We start from the raw sequence: 17,518 nt of genomic DNA on the forward strand, positions 1-17,518 counted from the left end.
TCAATGCTTTCCAACGCTGATTCTGCGGCCTTTCCATGCGCCGCGTAAGGACAAAATTGCCCTCGGGCAAAATGTCGCAGCGGACGAAAAAAGCGAGGGGTCCCGGTCGGATGTAACGGGGTGTGTTCGAACGCTCGGTTCGGGTGACGGACGGTAATGGGCACGACAGCCGGTATCTACCGGCCTTTGCGGCCATATCAGTCAGCCGATTCGTTCAACGCCTCGCTCGGGGTCGACCTGGAACCGGCACGGGCCAGTCCACATCGAGCAAGCGTAGACCCGAATCCGGGTAACCGAAAGGAGAGGGGGTGAAGGGGTGCGACAATGCGTCGCAAAGGGGCTGGAAACTGCCGCACTGGAAACGTGCGGCAGTCTTGTGCGCAATGATTACTTTTTATTGTCCTCGGTAATCAGTTTTTCTGTATTCAATCCATTGCTCAGGCTGTACACATAAGCGGCCAGTAATTGCACTTTATCGTTGCCCAGCAGCTCGTTCTGAGCTGGCATGTGGCCTTGACGGCCATGGCGGATGGTTTGCTCGAGTTGGGTCAGGCTGGTGCCATAGATGAAACCGGCCGGATGCGTCAGGTTCGGCGCGCCCATGGCTTCGGTGCCCTGGCCGTTTGCCCCGTGACAGGCGGTGCAGGTTGTGCTGAACGCCTGCTGACCCGCTTGGAGATCAGCCTTGTTATCCGCCGGCAGTGGCAGCCCCGCCAGTTCATGACGCACATAGGCAGCGACGTTTTTCACCCCTGCCTCGCCCAGCACTTCACCCCACGCCGGCATCGCCGCCATCCGGCCACCCATGATGGTCGTCTTGATGGTGTCGGCGCTGCCGCCCCAACGCCAGTCCTTGTCGGCGAGGTTAGGGAAACCGAACGCGCCTTTGGCGTCCGAGCCGTGGCACACCGAGCAGTTGGAGGCGAACAGACGGCCACCCATTTTCAGCGCCTGCGGATCCTTCGCCACTTCTTCCACAGGCATCGCGGCGAATTTGGCGAAGATCGGCCCGAACCTGGCGTCAGCCTTGCTCATTTCCTTTTCCCACTCGTGAACGCCGGTCCAGCCGTCCTCGTAGCCAGGCAGGATGCCTTTCCAGTTGCCCAGGCCCGGATAAAGAATCAGATAGCCCACGGAAAACACCAGCGTGCCGGAGAACAGCATGAACCACCACTGCGGCAGCGGGTTGTCGTACTCCTCGATGCCGTCGAAGCTGTGGCCCATGGTCTGGTCGACGCTGCCCTTGGTTTCGCCCCGACGGGTGCCGACCAGCAGCCAGGTCAGGCCGATCAGGCTGCCGATGGTCAGTACGCAGATCCACGTACTCCAGAAGGTGGTCATGGCCGGGTACTCCTTGTTTCATTAGCTTGGGTAGTGTCGGGTTGCGGCTCGTCGGCAAACGGCAGCAGGCGCGCTTCGGCGAATTCCGGCGTGCGCTTGCGGTTGAACACCCAGAGGGTCAGGCCGACGAAGGCCACGAACACCACGACCGTGCCGAGGCCGCGAATCAGCCCCGCGCTCATTTCAATGACCATGGCTCACCTCTTGCTCTTGATCGCAGTGCCGAGCACTTGCAGGTAGGAGACGAGGGCGTCCATTTCGGTCTTGCCCTTGAGGCTGGCCACCGCGCCGCTGATGTCGTCGTCGGTGTACGGCACGCCGAGGGTGCGCATGGTCTTGAGCTTGGTTTCGGTGTGACTGCTGTCGACCGCTTGTGTGACCAGCCACGGATAGGCCGGCATTTTCGATTCCGGTACGACGTTGCGCGGGTTGTACAAATGCGCGCGGTGCCAGTCATCCGAGTAGCGCGCGCCGACCCGGGCGAGGTCCGGACCGGTACGTTTCGAGCCCCACAGAAATGGGTGATCCCACACGCTTTCTCCGGCCACCGAGTAGTGCCCGTAGCGTTCGGTTTCGGCGCGGAACGGCCGGATCATCTGCGAGTGGCAACCGACGCAGCCTTCGCGGATGTAGATGTCGCGACCTTCCAGCTGCAGCGCGGTGTAGGGCTTCATGCCTTCCACCGGTTTGTTGGTCACGTCCTGGAAGAACAGCGGGACGATCTGGGTCAGGCCGCCGATGCTCACGGCGAACACCATCAGCAACATCAGCAGGCCGACGTTCTTTTCAATCGTTTCGTGTTTCATGGCGGACTCCTCAGGCCATCTGCGCGGCAGCAACGACGTCAGCAGGCTGCGAGGCCCGCACGGTGCGCCAGGTGTTGTAAGCCATCAGGAACATGCCGCTGAGGAAGATCGCCCCGCCAATCAGCCGCACGACGAAGCCTGGGTGGCTGGCCACCAGGGTTTCGACGAAGGAGTAGGTCAGCGTGCCGTCCTCGTTCACCGCACGCCACATCAGGCCTTGTGCAATGCCGTTGACCCACATCGAAGCGATGTAGAGCACGGTGCCGATGGTTGCGAGCCAGAAGTGCGCGTTGATCAGGCCGATGCTGTGCATCTGCTCTTTGCCGAAGACTTTCGGGATCATGTGGTACAGCGCGCCGATGGAAATCATCGCCACCCAGCCGAGTGCGCCGGCGTGTACGTGGCCGATGGTCCAGTCGGTGTAGTGGGAGAGGGCGTTGACGGTTTTGATCGCCATCATCGGACCTTCGAAGGTCGACATGCCGTAGAACGCCAGCGACACCACCAGGAAGCGCAGGATCGGGTCGCTGCGCAACTTATGCCAGGCGCCCGAGAGGGTCATCATGCCGTTGATCATGCCGCCCCAGCTCGGCGCCAGCAGTACCAGCGACATCACCATGCCCAGCGACTGCGCCCAGTCCGGCAGCGCGGTGTAGTGCAAGTGGTGCGGACCGGCCCAGATGTACAGGGTGATCAGCGCCCAGAAGTGCACGATCGACAGGCGATACGAATACACCGGACGTTCGGCCTGTTTCGGCACGAAGTAGTACATCATCCCGAGGAAACCGGCGGTGAGGAAAAAGCCTACGGCGTTGTGGCCGTACCACCATTGCACCATCGCGTCAGTCGCACCGGCATACACCGAGTAGGATTTGGTGAAACTCACCGGCAACTCAAGATTGTTGACGATGTGCAGAATCGCCACAGTGATGATGAACGCGCCGAAGAACCAGTTGCCCACATAAATGTGCTTGGTCTTGCGCTGCATGATCGTGCCGAAGAACACGATGGCGTAGGCGACCCAGACGATGGTGATCAGAATGTCGATCGGCCATTCCAGCTCGGCGTATTCCTTGGAACTGGTGTAACCCAGTGGCAGGCTGATAGCCGCCAATAGAATCACAAGCTGCCAGCCCCAGAAGCAGAAGGCGGCGATTTTCGGCGCAAACAATTGCGTCTGGCAGGTGCGCTGTACCGAGTAGAACGAACTGGCGAACAAGGCACAGCCGCCGAACGCGAAGATCACCGCGTTGGTGTGCAGCGGGCGCAGGCGTCCGAAGCTGGTCCACGGCAGGTTGAAGTTGAGTTCGGGCCAGACCAATTGAGCCGCGAGAAAAACCCCGAGCCCCATGCCGACGATGCCCCACACCACCGTCATAATGGCGAATTGGCGGACCACCTTGTAGTTGTAGGCGGTACTGATAGAAGTGTTCATGGTTCCCCATCCACGGTTCAGCCGAAGTGAGCGCCAACAGCGCGTCCTTCGTCTGGAGTTATAGGCAGACTAAAAGCGAGGCAAGCATGGACAAACAGCACAAGGCCAGTATTGACGGGGATCAATGGGCGCAGTGCCTGCGGGATCGTGGGTGGCTTTGGGATGCGGCCAGTGGTGAGGCTTCGGCGACGCTCATTCTCGCCCATGGTGCGGGGGCGCCGATGGACAGTGAGTGGATGACGGATGTGGCTGGGCGCCTTGCTGGGCTGGGTGTGAACGTGTTGCGGTTTGAGTTTCCTTATATGGCGCAGCGGCGGGTTGATGGCGGCAAACGTCCGCCGAATCCGGCGCCGAAGTTGCTGGAGTGCTGGCGTGAGGTGTATGGCCTGGTGCGACTTCATGTCGCTGGTCCGCTCGCGATTGGCGGGAAGTCCATGGGTGGGCGGATGGCGAGTTTGCTGGCTGATGAGCTTGGCGCTGATGCTTTGGTTTGTCTGGGTTATCCGTTTTATGCGGTTGGGAAGCCGGAGAAGCCACGGGTCGAACATCTGGCTTCTTTGCAGACTCGGACGTTGATTGTTCAGGGGGAGCGGGATGCGCTTGGCAATCGGGACGCTGTTGAAGGGTATTCCTTATCGCCGAGTATTGAAGTGTTTTGGCTGGCTGCGGGGGATCATGATTTGAAGCCGCTCAAGGTTTCCGGGTTTACGCATGAGCAGCATTTGGCTGCCGCCGCGCAGAAGGTGGCCGGGTTTCTTCGTTGAGGCTATTTTTGGGGGCATATCCGTTGCTGCGGTTATGGCTGCTTAGGGTTCCGCCCTTACGGCGGGTCACTTTTGGCAAACGCCCCAAAAGTAACCAAAAGGTCTTGCTCCTACGTTCGGCCCGCTCGCTGGGGCTCGGGGTTCCTTCGCTCCGGGATTCATCCGGGGGGCATCGCCTACGGTTTGCTTCGCTGCACCTCCTCTCGATGTGTTTGGCTTCGCCAAACGGTCGCTGCGCTCCCACCCCCGGATAAATCCCTCCACTCAGCCTTCCGACGTCGCCCGAAGATCAAAAGCGGTACTCGAGCTAACGCTCATCGTTTTGAGTGGTTAGAAGCGGAGGTGAGCTGCTTTCGTTTTCTGTGTGCCAGCCTGCTGGCGATGGCGGCCTACGAGCCGACCAATCTCTTGCAGACTGCATGTAATACCTGTGGGAGCTGGCTTGCCAGCGATGGCGGCCTGACAGCCGACCAGTTTTTGAAGGGTGCATCCGATCCGATGTGGGAGCGGGCTTGGTCCGGGCGGCGATCCGACGAAAGCGGTCTGCCAGAGCACAGCAAAGGAACAGTCAAACATCCGGCTTTTTGGCGCATAAACGTAATTTTGCAAGCACGTTTAAAGTACACGAACCGTTACGCCATAAGGGCTACAACACCTTGCGTCGTTGCCTACGCCTACGCCAGAATCCGCCGGCTTACGCGGTTCGGAAAGGGCTATATCGTTTCCCTGTCACTGAAAAAACAGTGATCGGGTTTGGTAGCCCGCTTCGAAACCGTCGTATGGCGTCACCATATGCAGTCCCATATTTGGGGCTCAGATTTTATGGTGGGCATGCGCGGGGCTCCTTTGTGAGCGCCGGGTTTCCCGTTTCGACCGGTCTACCAACCCGCGTATGGCCACCACCCTTCGTTTGGTAGCGAGGGTGATGGCTCCTAAACATTCGAAACTGGAGTTACGTCTATGTTCAAAGCCACACCCAACCCGCCAGAAACCGATTCAATCCCCTATGACGCCGCACTGGAAGCCGAAAACATAAAATCGGCAACCGAGCGGGCGATCAATCATTACCTCGATCCTGGCGCACAGAAGACCTCCAAGCCATCGCGCAAGCCCGGCAAGATCTATCTGGTCAATCCCACAATGGATGACGAAACGCTGCTGGTCGAAGCGTGCGAAACCCTGTCGTCGGCCAGTGACATGGCCCGGGATCTTGGCAACACCGTCGATCCGTCGCAGCGCAAGGCGATGCAGATTCTGCAGCAGGTCATCATGCTGAGTGAGCTGCTGGTCAATCGTGTGCTGGATAACCATCACGTCTCGCGGTAGTTGCCGCCTCGGTGAGGGGCTTGTCCCCTCGCTGCCTGGCAGCCGTCTATAAAAATCCTCAAGCGACTCTTTCCGGAGTTTCAGCTGATGTCCAAGACCGTCATTCCCCCGTTAGAAGATCCGGTGTCCCCGTACGAATTTCCCGATTCAAGAAAACTCCACGACGCGGCCGAACGCGCCCTCGACTATTACCTGACCCCAGCAGCCCGGATCATGGCCACGCCCTACACCCCAAACGACATGTTCATGGTCAACCCGCAAACCGACACGGAGTCCTTGCTGGCCAACGCCTGCGAATCCCTCGCGTCAGCCACGGTCATGCTCGGTGACTTTGCCGGCCTGCTGGAAGGGCCGAACCGCAAGACCCTGTTGGGCATTGCGCAAGTGGTGATGTTGGGCGAGTTGGCGGTGAATCAGGCGTTGGATAACCTCGTGCCGAAGGAGTAAACGGCACAAAAAACCGGAAGCGTTTGGCTTCCGGTTTTTTTATCGATATCGAAAGGTCACAGCCTGCCAGTGATCACAAATTTATCGAATGCTTTTTGCCCATCACGCGCCGCTCGCTGCACATCAAGGAATGTCAGTTCTTCTCGGACTTCCTTTCTCACAGGTTTGTCGGTCCTGATCATCGGATTCTGCGTAGGTGATGTATTCATGCTGGCTAGCCCGTGTGAATAGGTTTGAACGACAAAGTAGAGCCGGGCTTCATTGCGTGCCAGTCAGTTGGGTCTGATTCAGTTGTAGGCACTGTACGCGCTTTTTGAATGAGATTTTCGCCGGCCGGCGGGGCCTCTTCGCGGGCAAGCCCGCTCCCACAATGGATGGTGGTGTTACGAGGTTTTGTGGCCAATGCGAAACCCTGTGGGAGTGGGCTTGCCCACGAATAGGGCGGTTCTGGCCACATCCATTTCAGACAGATAATAAAAACCCCGGAAGCTTTCGCTGTCCGGGGTTTCTTTATTGCCAGAACAATCAGCGGTTAAACCGCTCCACCAACGAGTACTGCGTATTGGCCGTCTTGGTCAGCTCTTCACTCAGCAACGCTGAGTTATGCGCCTGTTCCGACGTCTGGTCCGCCAACTCCGAAATATTGCTGATGTTGCGGCTGATTTCTTCAGCCACGGCACTTTGCTCTTCGGTCGCGGCGGCGATCTGGGTGGTCATGTCGGTGATGTTGGCCACGGCTTCGCTGATGCCGACCAGGGCCTGGTCTGCTTCCAGTACCCGCGCCACACCTTCTTCCGCCTGGCGATGGCCGGCTTCCATGGTTTGTACGGCGCTGGACGCAGTCTGTTGCAACTTGGCGATCAGGGCGTGGATCTGGCCGGTGGATTCGCTGGTGCGTTGTGCCAGTTGGCGGACTTCGTCGGCAACCACGGCAAAACCACGGCCCATCTCGCCGGCACGCGCGGCTTCGATCGCGGCGTTGAGTGCGAGCAGGTTGGTCTGGTCGGCGATGCCTTTGATCACGTCGACCACGCCGCCGATTTCGTCGCTGTCCTTGGCCAGTTGGGTGACGGTCAGGCCGGTTTCACCCACGACTAAGGACAGGCGCTGGATGGCTTCGCGGGTTTCGCCGGCGATGTCGCGGCCGCGGCCGGTCAGGCGATTGGCTTCCTGGGTGGCGTCGGCGGTGCGCTGGACGTGGCTCGCCACTTCCTGGGTGGTGGCGGCCATCTGGTTGACGGCGGTGGCGACCTGTTCGGTTTCCACGCGCTGACGTTCCAGACCGCTGGAGCTGTTGTGCGCCAGGGCGTCGGATTGCTTGGCCTGATCGGTCAGGTGCTCGGCGGTGTCCTGTAGACGAGTCAGGCAGGTTTTCAGGCGCGCTTCCTGGCTGAGGATCGACATTTCCAGACGCGCCTGGGCGCCACGGCTGTCGGTGTACATCTGCGCGATCAACGGGTCGGAGGTGGTCTGCTCGGCCAGACGCAGCAGGCGCTTGAGCCCGCGTTGTTGCCATTGCAGGCCCAGCAGGCCCAGCGGCACCGACAGACCGGCGGCGAGGGCGAAGCCCCACTGCGAGTTGAGGGTGGCGCCGATCATGAAGCTCAACTGGCTGACCAGAATGAATGGCAGCCAGTCCTGCACAATCGGCAGCCATTTGTCGCTCGAAGGAATCGCCGACTTGCCCTGGTTGATGCGTTGGTAGAGCGCTTCGGCACGGCGGATCTGTTCGGCGGTGGGTTTGACCCGCACCGACTCGTAACCGACCACCTGACTGCCATCGAACACCGGCGTTACATAGGCGTTCACCCAGTAATGATCACCGGTCTTGCAGCGATTCTTGACAATGCCCATCCATGGCAAGCCTTGTTTCAGTGTGCCCCACATGTGCGAAAACACCGCCGCCGGGACGTCGGGGTGACGAACCAGGTTGTGCGGCGCACGGATCAGTTCCTCACGCGAAAACCCGCTGATTTCGACGAAAGCGTCGTTGCAGTAGGTGATCACGCCCTTGGCGTCGGTTGTGGAAATCAACCGTTGCTGAGCCGGGAAAGTCCGTTCGCGTTGTGTAATGGGCTGGTTGTTACGCATGGTTTTTCAATCCGCAAGGCTTTGAAAGGTTGTCGGCGGTATCGGTCATTTATTGAAATTTTTTTTCATTTATAAGTACGGCGTCGCAAAACGGCCCTTGCTTCAACCCGCGAGCATCGGATAGGTGAACAGGCCGAAATGCAGCAGGTTCAGGCCAAAGTGCGTGGCAATCGCCGCACCGAGCCCGCCAAAACGGTAGGCCAGACCATAGCCGACACCTGCCAGGCTCGCCAGCAACACCCATTGCCAACCGGCGCCCACATGCACCAGACCGAACAGCAGGGACGCCAGCAGCAGCGCGAGGTTTTCGCCGTAGGGCAGGTGTTTGAAACGCCGGCTGAGGCCGCCCTGTATATAGCCGCGAAACAGCGCTTCTTCGACCAGCGTCACCAGCAGCAGATTGTTCAGCACCCACAGCCAGGCCTGATCCGGCCATTTCGGCGCCCAGGTGATCATGCCCAGCAACACCGCGCCGCCCAATGCGAGGATTACGCTCAGCGTCAGTGCCAGCGCTGTGGCGTAGACGGTCAGGCGCAACGAACGTCGCGCGACGATCCACGGGCAGACCAATAGCAGCCAGAAGCCAATCAGCGGTTTGTCGAGATTCAGGTACATCGAGAACGGCACGGCGTTGTCGGTGAAGCGCTGCGGCTCGATGGCCCGGCCGTTGTAGAAACCCGGCAGCCAGTGCAGGGCCAGCGCCAGAGCCAGCACGATAAACAGGCCATGGCCGAGATAACGCCCGACCGGCACGGTTTGCTGGCGCACGGCGTAACCGGCGAAAACCAGCAGTGCAATGGAGATAAGCGCCAGCCAGCCGAGCTGGCCGAAACTCAGCGCCAATCCGTAACCAAGGCTGAGAAGCCCGAGATAGAGCCATGGCAGAGCTGTCATGGAAAGTCCTTGTGCACGATTTGTGGACAGGCTTTCTACACGGGTGGGGACGAGGGGACAAGTGAAGGTGTGGGGGAAATCAGGGACAGCGCCAATCCGTGGTGAAGGAGGGCAAGTAACCCATGTGGGAGCGAGCCTGCTCGCGATGGCGGTGGGTCAGTTGCACAAAAATTAACTGACATGCCTTCATCGCGAGCAGGCTCGCTCCCACATGGCTTTGTGTTTGGCTGAGGGATCAGCGCAGGTTCAATTTTGCCGCCGCGCGCTCGGTGATTTCAGTGCGCAGTTTCAGCGAAGGCGCTGCACGCTTGCGGGCTTCTTCAACAACAGCACTCGGTGCGGTTTCTGGGCTGCCCGAATCAAACGGCGGCGCCGGCGCATATTCCAGCTGCAACTGCACCAGTTGCGCCGTATCGACACCGACCAGCTCTTGCGCCAAGGTCAGGGCAAAATCGATCCCCGCCGTAATGCCACCCCCGGTAAACAGATTGCCGTCACGCACCACCCGATCCTTCACCGGGATCGCGCCCAGCGTCGGCAGCAGATCGTGATAAGCCCAGTGCGTGGTCGCCCGTTTACCCTGCAACAGACCCGCCGCCCCAAGTACCAGCGAACCCGTACACACCGACGTCACGTAACGCGCCTGCGCCGCTTGCGCCCTGATGAACGCCAGCGTCTGCTCATCCTCCATCAACGGCCCGACACCGGCGCCGCCAGGCACGCAGATCACATCCAGAGCCGGGCAATCCTCGAAGGTGGTGGTCGGTTTCAGCACCAGCCCGGTGCTGGCGGTGACCGGCACCAGATCTTTCCAGACCAGATGCACCTGGACGTCCGGCAATGAGGCCAGCACGTCGTACGGGCCGGTCAGGTCGAGTTGCTGCACCTGGGGAAACAACAGAAAACCGATCTGCAACGCCATGATTCTTCTCCGTGAAAAGGGGTGGACGGCTTCACTGTAGGCGCGTAGGTTTTGGCGCATACGCCAATCAGCCCACGAATTACGCCAAATGCCGAAAACCATCCACGTCCTCGCGTTCGCCAATGTGCAATTGCTCGATGTCACCGGGCCGTTGCAGGTCTTCGCCTCGGCCAACGATATCGCCCGCCAGCAGGGTTTGCCTGCGCCGTACGCGCCAACGGTGATTGCCAGCGGTGGCGGGGCGGTGAACTCGTCTGCCGGGTTGGCGATGCTGGCCGAGCCGCTGCCGAAGCAGCCCAGCGATACGCTGATTATCGCCGGCGGCTGGGGCGTTTATGCCGCTGCCGAAGACACTGAGTTAGTGAGTTGGGTGCGTGAACACGCCAATGGATGCCGGCGCGTGGCTTCGGTTTGTACGGGAGCATTCCTGCTGGCGGCCAGCGGCTGGCTCGACGGTCGTCGGGTCGTCACCCACTGGACTCGCTGCGAACAACTGGCGCAACAGCACCCGCGTTTGCAGGTCGAGCCAAATCCAATCTTCATCAATGACGGCCCGGTCTGGACCTCGGCGGGCGTCACCGCCGGCATCGACCTGGCGCTGGCCATGGTCGAAGACGACCTCGGCCGCGACATGGCTCTGGACGTTGCCCGGCAACTGGTGGTGTTCCTCAAGCGCCCGGGCGGGCAGTCGCAATTCAGCGTGACGCTGTCGCTGCAAAAACAGGGCAACCGCTTCGATGATCTGCACGCGTGGATCGCCGAACACCTGACCTGCGACTTGGGCATCCCGACCCTCGCGGAACAGGCCGGCATGAGCGAACGCAGCTTCGTGCGCCACTACCGCGCCGACACCGGCCAGACCCCGGCCCGGGCCATCGAACTGATCCGCGTCGAAACCGCCCGTCGTTTGTTGAGCGATACCGGGTTGCCGATCAAACGGGTCGCGGCGAATTGTGGATTTGGCAGTGAAGAGACATTGCGTCGCAGTTTTCTGCGGGCCATGGGTGTGACGCCGCAGGCGTATCGGGAGCGGTTTTCGGTCAGTGCTGCAGCAGATCCAGTAATGCCTTGAGCGTCTCGCCCGGCGCTTCCTCGGGAATGTTATGCCCGACACCCGCCAGCACCCGCCGTTCATAAGGCCCGGTGAAGTGATGGACGTCTTCATCCTCCGTCGGCGCCGGGCCAACGCCATCATCGGCACCGCACAGCGAAATCGTCGGAACGCCGATCGCCGGTTGTTTCTCCAGCGCCTGCTCCATCCCTTCCAGCGCCGGATCGCCCGGCGCATACATGAAGCGATGGCGATAAGAGTGAATCACCACCTCGACGAAGTCCGGGTTATCGAACGCCGACGCACTCAGCGGATAACGCTCGGCGTTCCGCGTCCAAGTCGGTGACCACAACTGCCAGAGCAGCCCGCACAGTTCCCGACGATTCTGCGTCAGCCCTACAACGCCACGGGGCGTGTGGAAGTAATACTGATACCAGAGGCGATGCTCGCTCTGCGGATCCAGCGGCTGGACCGAATTCGGAATGTCTTGCAGGTTGTAGCCGTCGCCCGTCACCAAACCGCGCACACGCTCGGGAAACAGCGCCGCCACAATGCACGCCGCCCGACCGCCCCAGTCGTAACCACACAATGTCGCTTGCTCGATTCCCAGCGCATCCATCAACTCCAGCAGATCCTGCGCCAGCGCCGCTTGCTGGCCGGAACGCAGCGTGTCCGGGTTGTTGAAACGGGTCGGGCCGTAACCGCGCAGGTAGGGCACGATCACCCGATAACCCTGGGCGGCGAGCGGCGGGGCGATTTCGTCGTAGGCGCGGGGGGAGTAGGGAAAACCGTGGAGGAGGATGACCGGCGTGCCGTTTTCCGGGCCGTGATGTTCATAGCCGATGGTCAGGCTTGGGGTTTGGCTGAATCGGATTTCGGCACGGGTCATGGAACGTCTCCTTACACCTCGGCTTCCGCCACCTGATTGAAATACTTGCTCCGATCCGGCGTAAACGTCACCACCATTTTCGTCCGCGAGCAGGTCATGACCCGTTCGGCAGCCAGATCAATATCCAGATCTTCCCCACGCAAACCCTGCCACTGGGCGAGGTATTTCAGCGATCCGTACTTTTCGTTTTTCTTCAGGCTGCGGCTCACGCCGCCTTTCCAGCCGAGTACCGGTAATTCGTCGGCACGACAGCGTTGGGCGAGGTCGGGGAAGCGGGTGGCGCGCTGGCGACCGATTTCCCAGCATTTGATCAGGCCCTTGTCGGTGGCTTCCCACAGTTCGTCGCGCTTCAGGCCGGTGCGCAGAGGGGTATCGATCTGGCGATGGATGCGTTGGCTCATTCTGGTTCCTTGAATCGGGTTTTTATTGGACAGCTCCGCTGTGCCCGTTGCAGTGGATGGTAGGGGGGGATGTAACAGCTGGCAACAAGGTATTTCGGGGTGTAAGTGCGAGTTGCGGGCCAAGCGTTACACGGGGTTGGCAGGTTGTTGTAGGCCGTGCCATCAACAAGTTGTATCGAAAGGAATCGATTGTGTGGGCCAGCCCTTCAACTACAAGGCTCGGGGGTGTTTGCCGCTCGTAGGTAGCCTTCCTACAAGCGGCGATTGGAGTTGAGATCTTTCTTACAGGCTCTGGCGAAGATGGATGACTACGGCTGCCAGTAATTCTTCTCCCCACTCAACTTGCGATCGAGAAAACTCGCCGCGCTGATCAGCGCCAGATGGGTCAACGCCTGGGGCGTGTTGCCCAGATGCCGGCCGCGGTTGTCGAATTCCTCGGCGTACAACCCCAGCGGATTGGCGTAGCGCAGCAGTTGCTCGAATTCCAGGTGGGCCTTTTCCACTTGCCCGGCGCGGGCCAGGCATTCGACGTACCAGAACGAGCACGCGGCGAAGGCGCCTTCAGTGCCGGACAAGCCATCAATGCCCGCATCCTCGTTGCGATAGCGATAAACCATGCCGTCGCGCACCAGATGTTTCTCGATGGCTTCCAGCGTCGCCAGCCATTTCGGATCCTTGGCGCTGACGAAGCGCACCAACGGCATCAGCAACATCGAGCCATCCAGCGCTGTACCGCCCTGGTATTGCACGAAATGCCCGCGCTCTTCGTTCCAGAAGTTGTCCCAGATGTCGGCATGGATCGCCTGACGGGTCTGGTCCCAGCGGGCGAAGGGTGCCGGCAGCGAGCGTTTCGAGGCCAGGCGGATCGCCCGGTCCAGCGCCACCCAGCACATCAGTCGCGAGTGCAGGAAGTGATGTTGCTCACCGCGCATTTCCCAGATGCCCACATCCTTGGTCTGCCAGGTCTCACAGACCTGATCGACCACTTCCGTCACGTGTTGCCAGCCTTCGTGGGAAATCGCGTCGCCGTACTTGTTGACCAGATAAACGGCGTCCATCAGTTCGCCAAAGATATCCAGTTGAATCTGGTCGTACGCGCCATTGCCGATGCGCACCGGTTTCGCGCCGCCGTGTCCGGCCAAATGCGTGAGTTCGGTTTCCGGCAGTTCCTGGCGGCCGTCGATGGCGTAGAGGATGTTCAGCTTCATCGATGACTGGCCGCAGCAGTCGCTGACCCGCCCGCGAAGCCAGCGCATGTAGGCGTTGGCTTCATCGACAAACCCCAGGCGCATGAAGGCGTAAACAGTGAACGAGGCGTCGCGGATCCAGGTGTAGCGATAGTCCCAGTTGCGTTCGCCGCCGGGTGTTTCCGGCAGGCCGAAAGTGGCGGCAGCGAGGATTGCGCCGTGCTGGCGTGAGGTCAGCAGCTTCAGGGCCAGGGCCGAGCGGTTGACCATTTCCCGCCAGCGACCGCGATAGTTGGACTGGCCGATCCAGTCGCGCCAGAACTTCAGCGTGCGTTCGATGCACAGTTGGGCGGCGCCTTCGGCGAAGCGCGGATCGTCGCTGGCGCCGAGCATGAACGCCGCCGTCTGATCCTGCTTGAGGGTGAATTGCCCGACCGCTGCTTCCTGATCGACGCTCAAGGCTTGATCCGAGGCCAGCCGTAGTGTCGGCTGCCCGCTGGCGCTGAACAGCACATCCTGTTTATCGATGACGGCGCGGGTCTCAGCGCGGGCGTAGTCATGCCGTACCGCGCAGCGCAGGTGAAACGTCGCCTGCCCGCTGACCACCCGCACCCGGCGCATCAATAGCGGCAAGGCATCGTCGTTGTCGCCAATCGGCAGCAGATCGGTGATTTCCACCACGGCGTGATCGCTGAGCCAGCGGGTTTGCAGGACGTTGGTGTCCGGCAGGTAGATCTGCTCGCGCCGGGCATCGGGCAGGTCCGGCGCAAGCTGGAAAATCCCCGCGTCGGGGGTATCGAGCAGCGAACAGAAGATCGACGGGCTGTCGAACGCCGGCCAGCAGAAAAAATCCACGCTGCCCTTGTCATTGACCAGCGCGGCGCTGCGCAGGTCGCCAATGATGCCGTGGGCGTCGATGGGGCTTTGTCGTTCGGATTGATGCTCAGCCATTGCCACGGAACTCCGGATAGAGGCTCATGCCGCCGTCGATGAACAGGATGGTGCCGACGATGTAGTCGGAGGCATCGGAGGCGAGAAACACCACCGCGTTGGCCACGTCCTCGACATCGCCGATGCGACCGTAGGGGATGAGTTTGAGCAGGTCCTGCACGGCGTCGCCCTCGGTGGCGTCTTTATTGATGGCCGTGCGAATCGCCCCCGGCGCGATGCCGTTGATGCGGATGCGCTGGTGGCTGACTTCCTGGGCCAGGGTCTGCATCAACTGATCGACGCCGCCCTTGGATGCCGCGTAATTGACGTGCCCGGCCCAAGGGATGCGCTGGTGCACCGAACTCATGTGGATGATCTTGCCGGCAGCCCGGGAGACGCCTTCGCGCACGCCCTGGCGGTTGAAGATCCGCAGCGCGGCACGGGCGCAGAGGAACTGGCCGGTGAGGTTGACGCCGATCACCGCGTTCCAGTCGGCCAGCGACATATCCACAGCCGCCGCGTCTTTTTGCAGGCCGGAGTTGGCCACCAGAATGTCCAGCGTTCCAAAGGCGTCGAGGGTCTGCTGGAACAGCCGCTCAACGTCTTCCTCCTTCGAAACGTCGGCGCCGATGGCGATGGCCTGGCCACCGTCGGCAATGATTTGCCGGGCCAGCGCTTCGGCGGGCTCGGCCTGACGGTTGTAGTTGATGACCACGGCAGCGCCGGCGGCGGCCAGGGCTTTGGCGGTACCGTGGCCGATGCCGGAACTGGCGCCGGTGACCAGTGCCACCTGACGGGCGAGGGAAATCTGCATGCAGGGTCGCGCCTTGGGTTGAGGGCTTACTTAGCTGACTGATGGGCGGCGGCGAGAGTTCATCCGCGTACATGAAATCATCGACAGCTTTATGCTGCAGCGATTGGCCCTGCACGCCACAGGGACTTCACACTCCACCAACAATTCCTCGCTTCCCCGCCCGTCAGGCTTTGTGGCAACTTGGCCGCCCCTGATGAGGCTGCATCCGATGGCAAACCCTTACCGCGAGTTGTTCAACGCCCCCGGCGCCCGGGCCTTTGTGATGGCCGCGATGATCGCGCGCATGCCGATTTCCATGACCGGTATCGGTGTGATCACCATGCTCTCGCAATTGACCGGCGGCTACGCATTGGCGGGTGGGGTGGCGGCGACGTTTGCGCTGGCCACGGCGTTTTGCGCGCCGCAGGTGTCACGGTTGGTGGACCGTTTCGGCCAGGGGCGGGTGCTGCCGGTGGCGGCGCTGATCGGCGGGGGCGCGCTGTTGATGTTGCTATTGTGTACCCGTTTGCAGGCGCCGACCTGGACGCTGTTTGTCTGCGCAGCATTGGCCGGTTGCATGCCGAGCATGTCGGCGATGGCGCGGGCGCGCTGGACCGAAATCTATCGCGGCCAGCCGCAATTGCAGACCGCGTATGCGCTGGAGTCGGTGCTCGACGAAGTCTGCTTCATCGTCGGCCCGCCGTTGTCGGTGGGCTTGTGCGTCGGCGTGTTCCCTGAGGCCGGGCCGCTGGCGGCGTTGTTGATGCTGGCGATTGGCGTGACGGCGTTTGTGGCCCAGCGCAGCACCGAGCCGCCGGTGCATCCGCACGAATCCCAGCATCAAGGTTCGATCATTCGTTCGACCGACGTGCAATGGCTGCTGGCGTTGATGCTGGCCATGGGCGTGATTGTCGGCGTCGTGGATGTGGTCAGCGTCGCGTTCGCCCAGCAGCAGGGGCAGCCGGCGGCGGCCAGCATCGTGCTCTCGGTGTATGCCATCGGTTCCTGTCTGGCCGGTATCGCCTTCGGTGCGATGCGCTCGAAACTGCCGTTGCCCAGGTTGTTTCTGTATGGCGGGATCGCGACGGCGGTGACCACTTTGCCGTTGTTGCTGGCGAACAACATTTTCGGGTTGGCTGTCGCGGTGTTCATCGCCGGGCTGTTCTTCTCGCCGACCCTGATCGTGGCGATGGCTTTGATCGAGCGCATCGTGCCGCCGGCCAAACTCACCGAAGGCCTGACCTGGCTGGTGACCGGTTTGAGCATCGGCGTGGCCATCGGCGCCGCCGGTTCCGGCGCACTGGTGGATGCGTTCGGTGCGCGCAGCGGCTTCTGGCTGGCGATTGCCGCCGGGGCGGTGGTGCTGGGCTCGGCGGTGCAGAGTTTCCGCCACTTGAAATGACTGGATAGACGCGCGCGGGCTAATTTCTGCAGGGCCGCCTTCGTTCTTTTATACAGACAACTTTTCGAGGTAAGCCGGGTGACTCAGCTGACATTGCTGTGCCTTCCTTATTCGGGCGCCAGTGCCATGGTCTACAGCCGCTGGCGCCGCAAATTGCCGCAGTGGCTGACGCTGCAGCCGGTAGAGCTACCGGGTCGCGGCGCACGTTTTGGCGAAGCGCTGCAAACCGACATGCGGGCGCTGGCCCGTCAGTTGGCCAGCGAACTGCAAACGACCCTGCGTGCGCCTTATGCCATTTTCGGCCACAGCCTCGGCGCGCTGCTGGCCTGCGAACTGGCCCATGCCTTGCGCGCTCTGGGGTTGCCGGAGCCGGTTGCGCTGTTCGCCTCCGGCACGGCGGCGCCGACGCTGCGCAGTGAATATGACCGCGGCTTTGCCGAACCGAAGAGCGATGCCGAACTGATCGAGCAGTTACGCACCTTGAATGGCACCAGCGAGGAAATTCTCGCCAATGCCGAATTGATGAGCCTGACCCTGCCGGTGCTGCGTGCCGACTTTCTGTTGTGCGGACGTTTTCAGCCGATCCAGCGTCCGCTGCTCAAATGCCCGGTGCATGTGCTGGGTGGTACGACCGACCGCGCGACCACCGAGCAATTGATCGGCTGGAGCAAGGAAACCCTCGGCAGTTTCTCCGTGGACATGCTTGCTGGCGGTCATTTCTTCATCCATGAACACGAGGCCAAGGTGCTGAAGGTCATCAAGGATCAGCTCGACGTACACCATCGCCGGCACTCAATACCCGCCATTGCCTGAGCAACGGTAAACCCTGTGTGAGCGAG

17 protein-coding genes are annotated in these 17,518 nt (G+C 61.1%); 6 read left to right on the forward strand and 11 right to left on the reverse strand.

The features are described from left to right. Positions 1–387 precede the first annotated feature (387 nt). Genes ccoP through ccoN form a run of 4 tightly spaced genes read right to left on the reverse strand, consistent with a single transcriptional unit; the run spans position 388 to position 3,582 of the window. The gene (gene ccoP, locus ACKUG4_RS10065; RefSeq protein ID WP_445433912.1) at positions 388–1,341 is read right to left on the reverse strand and encodes a cytochrome-c oxidase, cbb3-type subunit III; all 954 of its coding nucleotides are present in this window, start codon (positions 1,339–1,341) and stop codon (positions 388–390) included. Then, entirely contained in the window at positions 1,338–1,535 is a 198-nt protein-coding gene (locus ACKUG4_RS10070; protein WP_102717705.1) for a cbb3-type cytochrome oxidase subunit 3, read from the reverse strand. Before ACKUG4_RS10070 ends, ccoP begins: the two co-directional genes overlap by 4 nt. Before the next feature lie 3 nt (positions 1,536–1,538). Then, entirely contained in the window at positions 1,539–2,147 is a 609-nt protein-coding gene (gene ccoO, locus ACKUG4_RS10075) for a cytochrome-c oxidase, cbb3-type subunit II (RefSeq protein WP_003223389.1), read from the reverse strand. Positions 2,148–2,157: 10 nt separating this feature from the next. Continuing rightward, the gene (gene ccoN, locus ACKUG4_RS10080) at positions 2,158–3,582 is read right to left on the reverse strand and encodes a cytochrome-c oxidase, cbb3-type subunit I (RefSeq protein ID WP_011333291.1); all 1,425 of its coding nucleotides are present in this window, start codon (positions 3,580–3,582) and stop codon (positions 2,158–2,160) included. Positions 3,583–3,668: 86 nt separating this feature from the next. Between ccoN and ACKUG4_RS10085 the strand changes: the two genes are divergently transcribed. From ACKUG4_RS10085 to ACKUG4_RS10095, 3 genes are all read left to right on the forward strand, one after another. Next, positions 3,669–4,346 carry an alpha/beta family hydrolase gene (locus tag ACKUG4_RS10085; RefSeq protein WP_445433913.1) on the forward strand — a complete coding sequence of 226 codons (678 nt, stop codon included), beginning with the start codon at positions 3,669–3,671 and terminating at the stop codon, positions 4,344–4,346. A gap of 960 nt (positions 4,347–5,306) precedes the next feature. Then, a complete protein-coding gene (locus ACKUG4_RS10090; protein ID WP_445433914.1) occupies positions 5,307–5,672 on the forward strand; it encodes a DUF6124 family protein in 366 nt (121 codons plus the stop codon). A gap of 87 nt (positions 5,673–5,759) precedes the next feature. Then, the gene (locus ACKUG4_RS10095; RefSeq protein WP_007956335.1) at positions 5,760–6,119 is read left to right on the forward strand and encodes a DUF6124 family protein; all 360 of its coding nucleotides are present in this window, start codon (positions 5,760–5,762) and stop codon (positions 6,117–6,119) included. Positions 6,120–6,644: 525 nt separating this feature from the next. On the opposite strand, the gene aer is transcribed toward ACKUG4_RS10095, so the two are convergent. From aer to inhA, 3 genes are all read right to left on the reverse strand, one after another. Next, complete coding sequence (gene aer, locus ACKUG4_RS10100) at positions 6,645–8,210, reverse strand: methyl-accepting chemotaxis protein Aer (protein ID WP_445433915.1); 1,566 nt, start codon at positions 8,208–8,210, stop codon at positions 6,645–6,647. A 102-nt stretch (positions 8,211–8,312) separates the two neighbouring features. After that, positions 8,313–9,104, reverse strand: coding sequence for a CPBP family intramembrane glutamic endopeptidase (locus ACKUG4_RS10105; protein ID WP_085609004.1), 792 nt, complete (start codon positions 9,102–9,104; stop codon positions 8,313–8,315). A gap of 235 nt (positions 9,105–9,339) precedes the next feature. Next, entirely contained in the window at positions 9,340–10,026 is a 687-nt protein-coding gene (gene inhA, locus ACKUG4_RS10110; RefSeq protein WP_445433916.1) for an isonitrile hydratase, read from the reverse strand. Positions 10,027–10,114: 88 nt separating this feature from the next. Between inhA and ACKUG4_RS10115 the strand changes: the two genes are divergently transcribed. Beyond that, positions 10,115–11,098 carry a GlxA family transcriptional regulator gene (locus ACKUG4_RS10115; protein ID WP_445433917.1) on the forward strand — a complete coding sequence of 328 codons (984 nt, stop codon included), beginning with the start codon at positions 10,115–10,117 and terminating at the stop codon, positions 11,096–11,098. On the opposite strand, the gene ACKUG4_RS10120 is transcribed toward ACKUG4_RS10115, so the two are convergent. The 4 genes from ACKUG4_RS10120 to ACKUG4_RS10135 form a co-directional block, all read right to left on the reverse strand. Next, positions 11,067–11,966: an alpha/beta fold hydrolase gene (locus ACKUG4_RS10120; protein ID WP_445433918.1), complete on the reverse strand. Its 900-nt coding sequence runs from the start codon at positions 11,964–11,966 to the stop codon at positions 11,067–11,069. The genes ACKUG4_RS10115 and ACKUG4_RS10120 overlap by 32 nt on opposite strands. An 11-nt stretch (positions 11,967–11,977) precedes the next feature. Next, positions 11,978–12,367 carry a hypothetical protein gene (locus ACKUG4_RS10125; RefSeq protein WP_445433919.1) on the reverse strand — a complete coding sequence of 130 codons (390 nt, stop codon included), beginning with the start codon at positions 12,365–12,367 and terminating at the stop codon, positions 11,978–11,980. A gap of 308 nt (positions 12,368–12,675) precedes the next feature. Then, entirely contained in the window at positions 12,676–14,505 is a 1,830-nt protein-coding gene (locus ACKUG4_RS10130) for a glycoside hydrolase family 15 protein (RefSeq protein WP_445433920.1), read from the reverse strand. Continuing rightward, positions 14,498–15,298, reverse strand: coding sequence for a glucose 1-dehydrogenase (locus tag ACKUG4_RS10135; RefSeq protein WP_445433921.1), 801 nt, complete (start codon positions 15,296–15,298; stop codon positions 14,498–14,500). The genes ACKUG4_RS10130 and ACKUG4_RS10135 overlap by 8 nt, the downstream gene beginning before the upstream one ends. Before the next feature lie 208 nt (positions 15,299–15,506). On the opposite strand from ACKUG4_RS10135, the gene ACKUG4_RS10140 reads away from it, so the two are divergent. Next, positions 15,507–16,679, forward strand: coding sequence for an MFS transporter (locus ACKUG4_RS10140; protein ID WP_221399123.1), 1,173 nt, complete (start codon positions 15,507–15,509; stop codon positions 16,677–16,679). Between the two features lie 78 nt (positions 16,680–16,757). Next, on the forward strand, positions 16,758–17,492 hold the full coding sequence (locus ACKUG4_RS10145) for a thioesterase II family protein (RefSeq protein WP_085612877.1): 735 nt from the start codon (positions 16,758–16,760) through the stop codon (positions 17,490–17,492). The last annotated feature ends 26 nt before the right edge of the window (positions 17,493–17,518 follow it).

Origin of the sequence: Candidatus Pseudomonas auctus, assembly GCF_048654275.1 — a bacterium.
GTDB classification, from domain to species: domain Bacteria; phylum Pseudomonadota; class Gammaproteobacteria; order Pseudomonadales; family Pseudomonadaceae; genus Aquipseudomonas; species Aquipseudomonas pharyngis.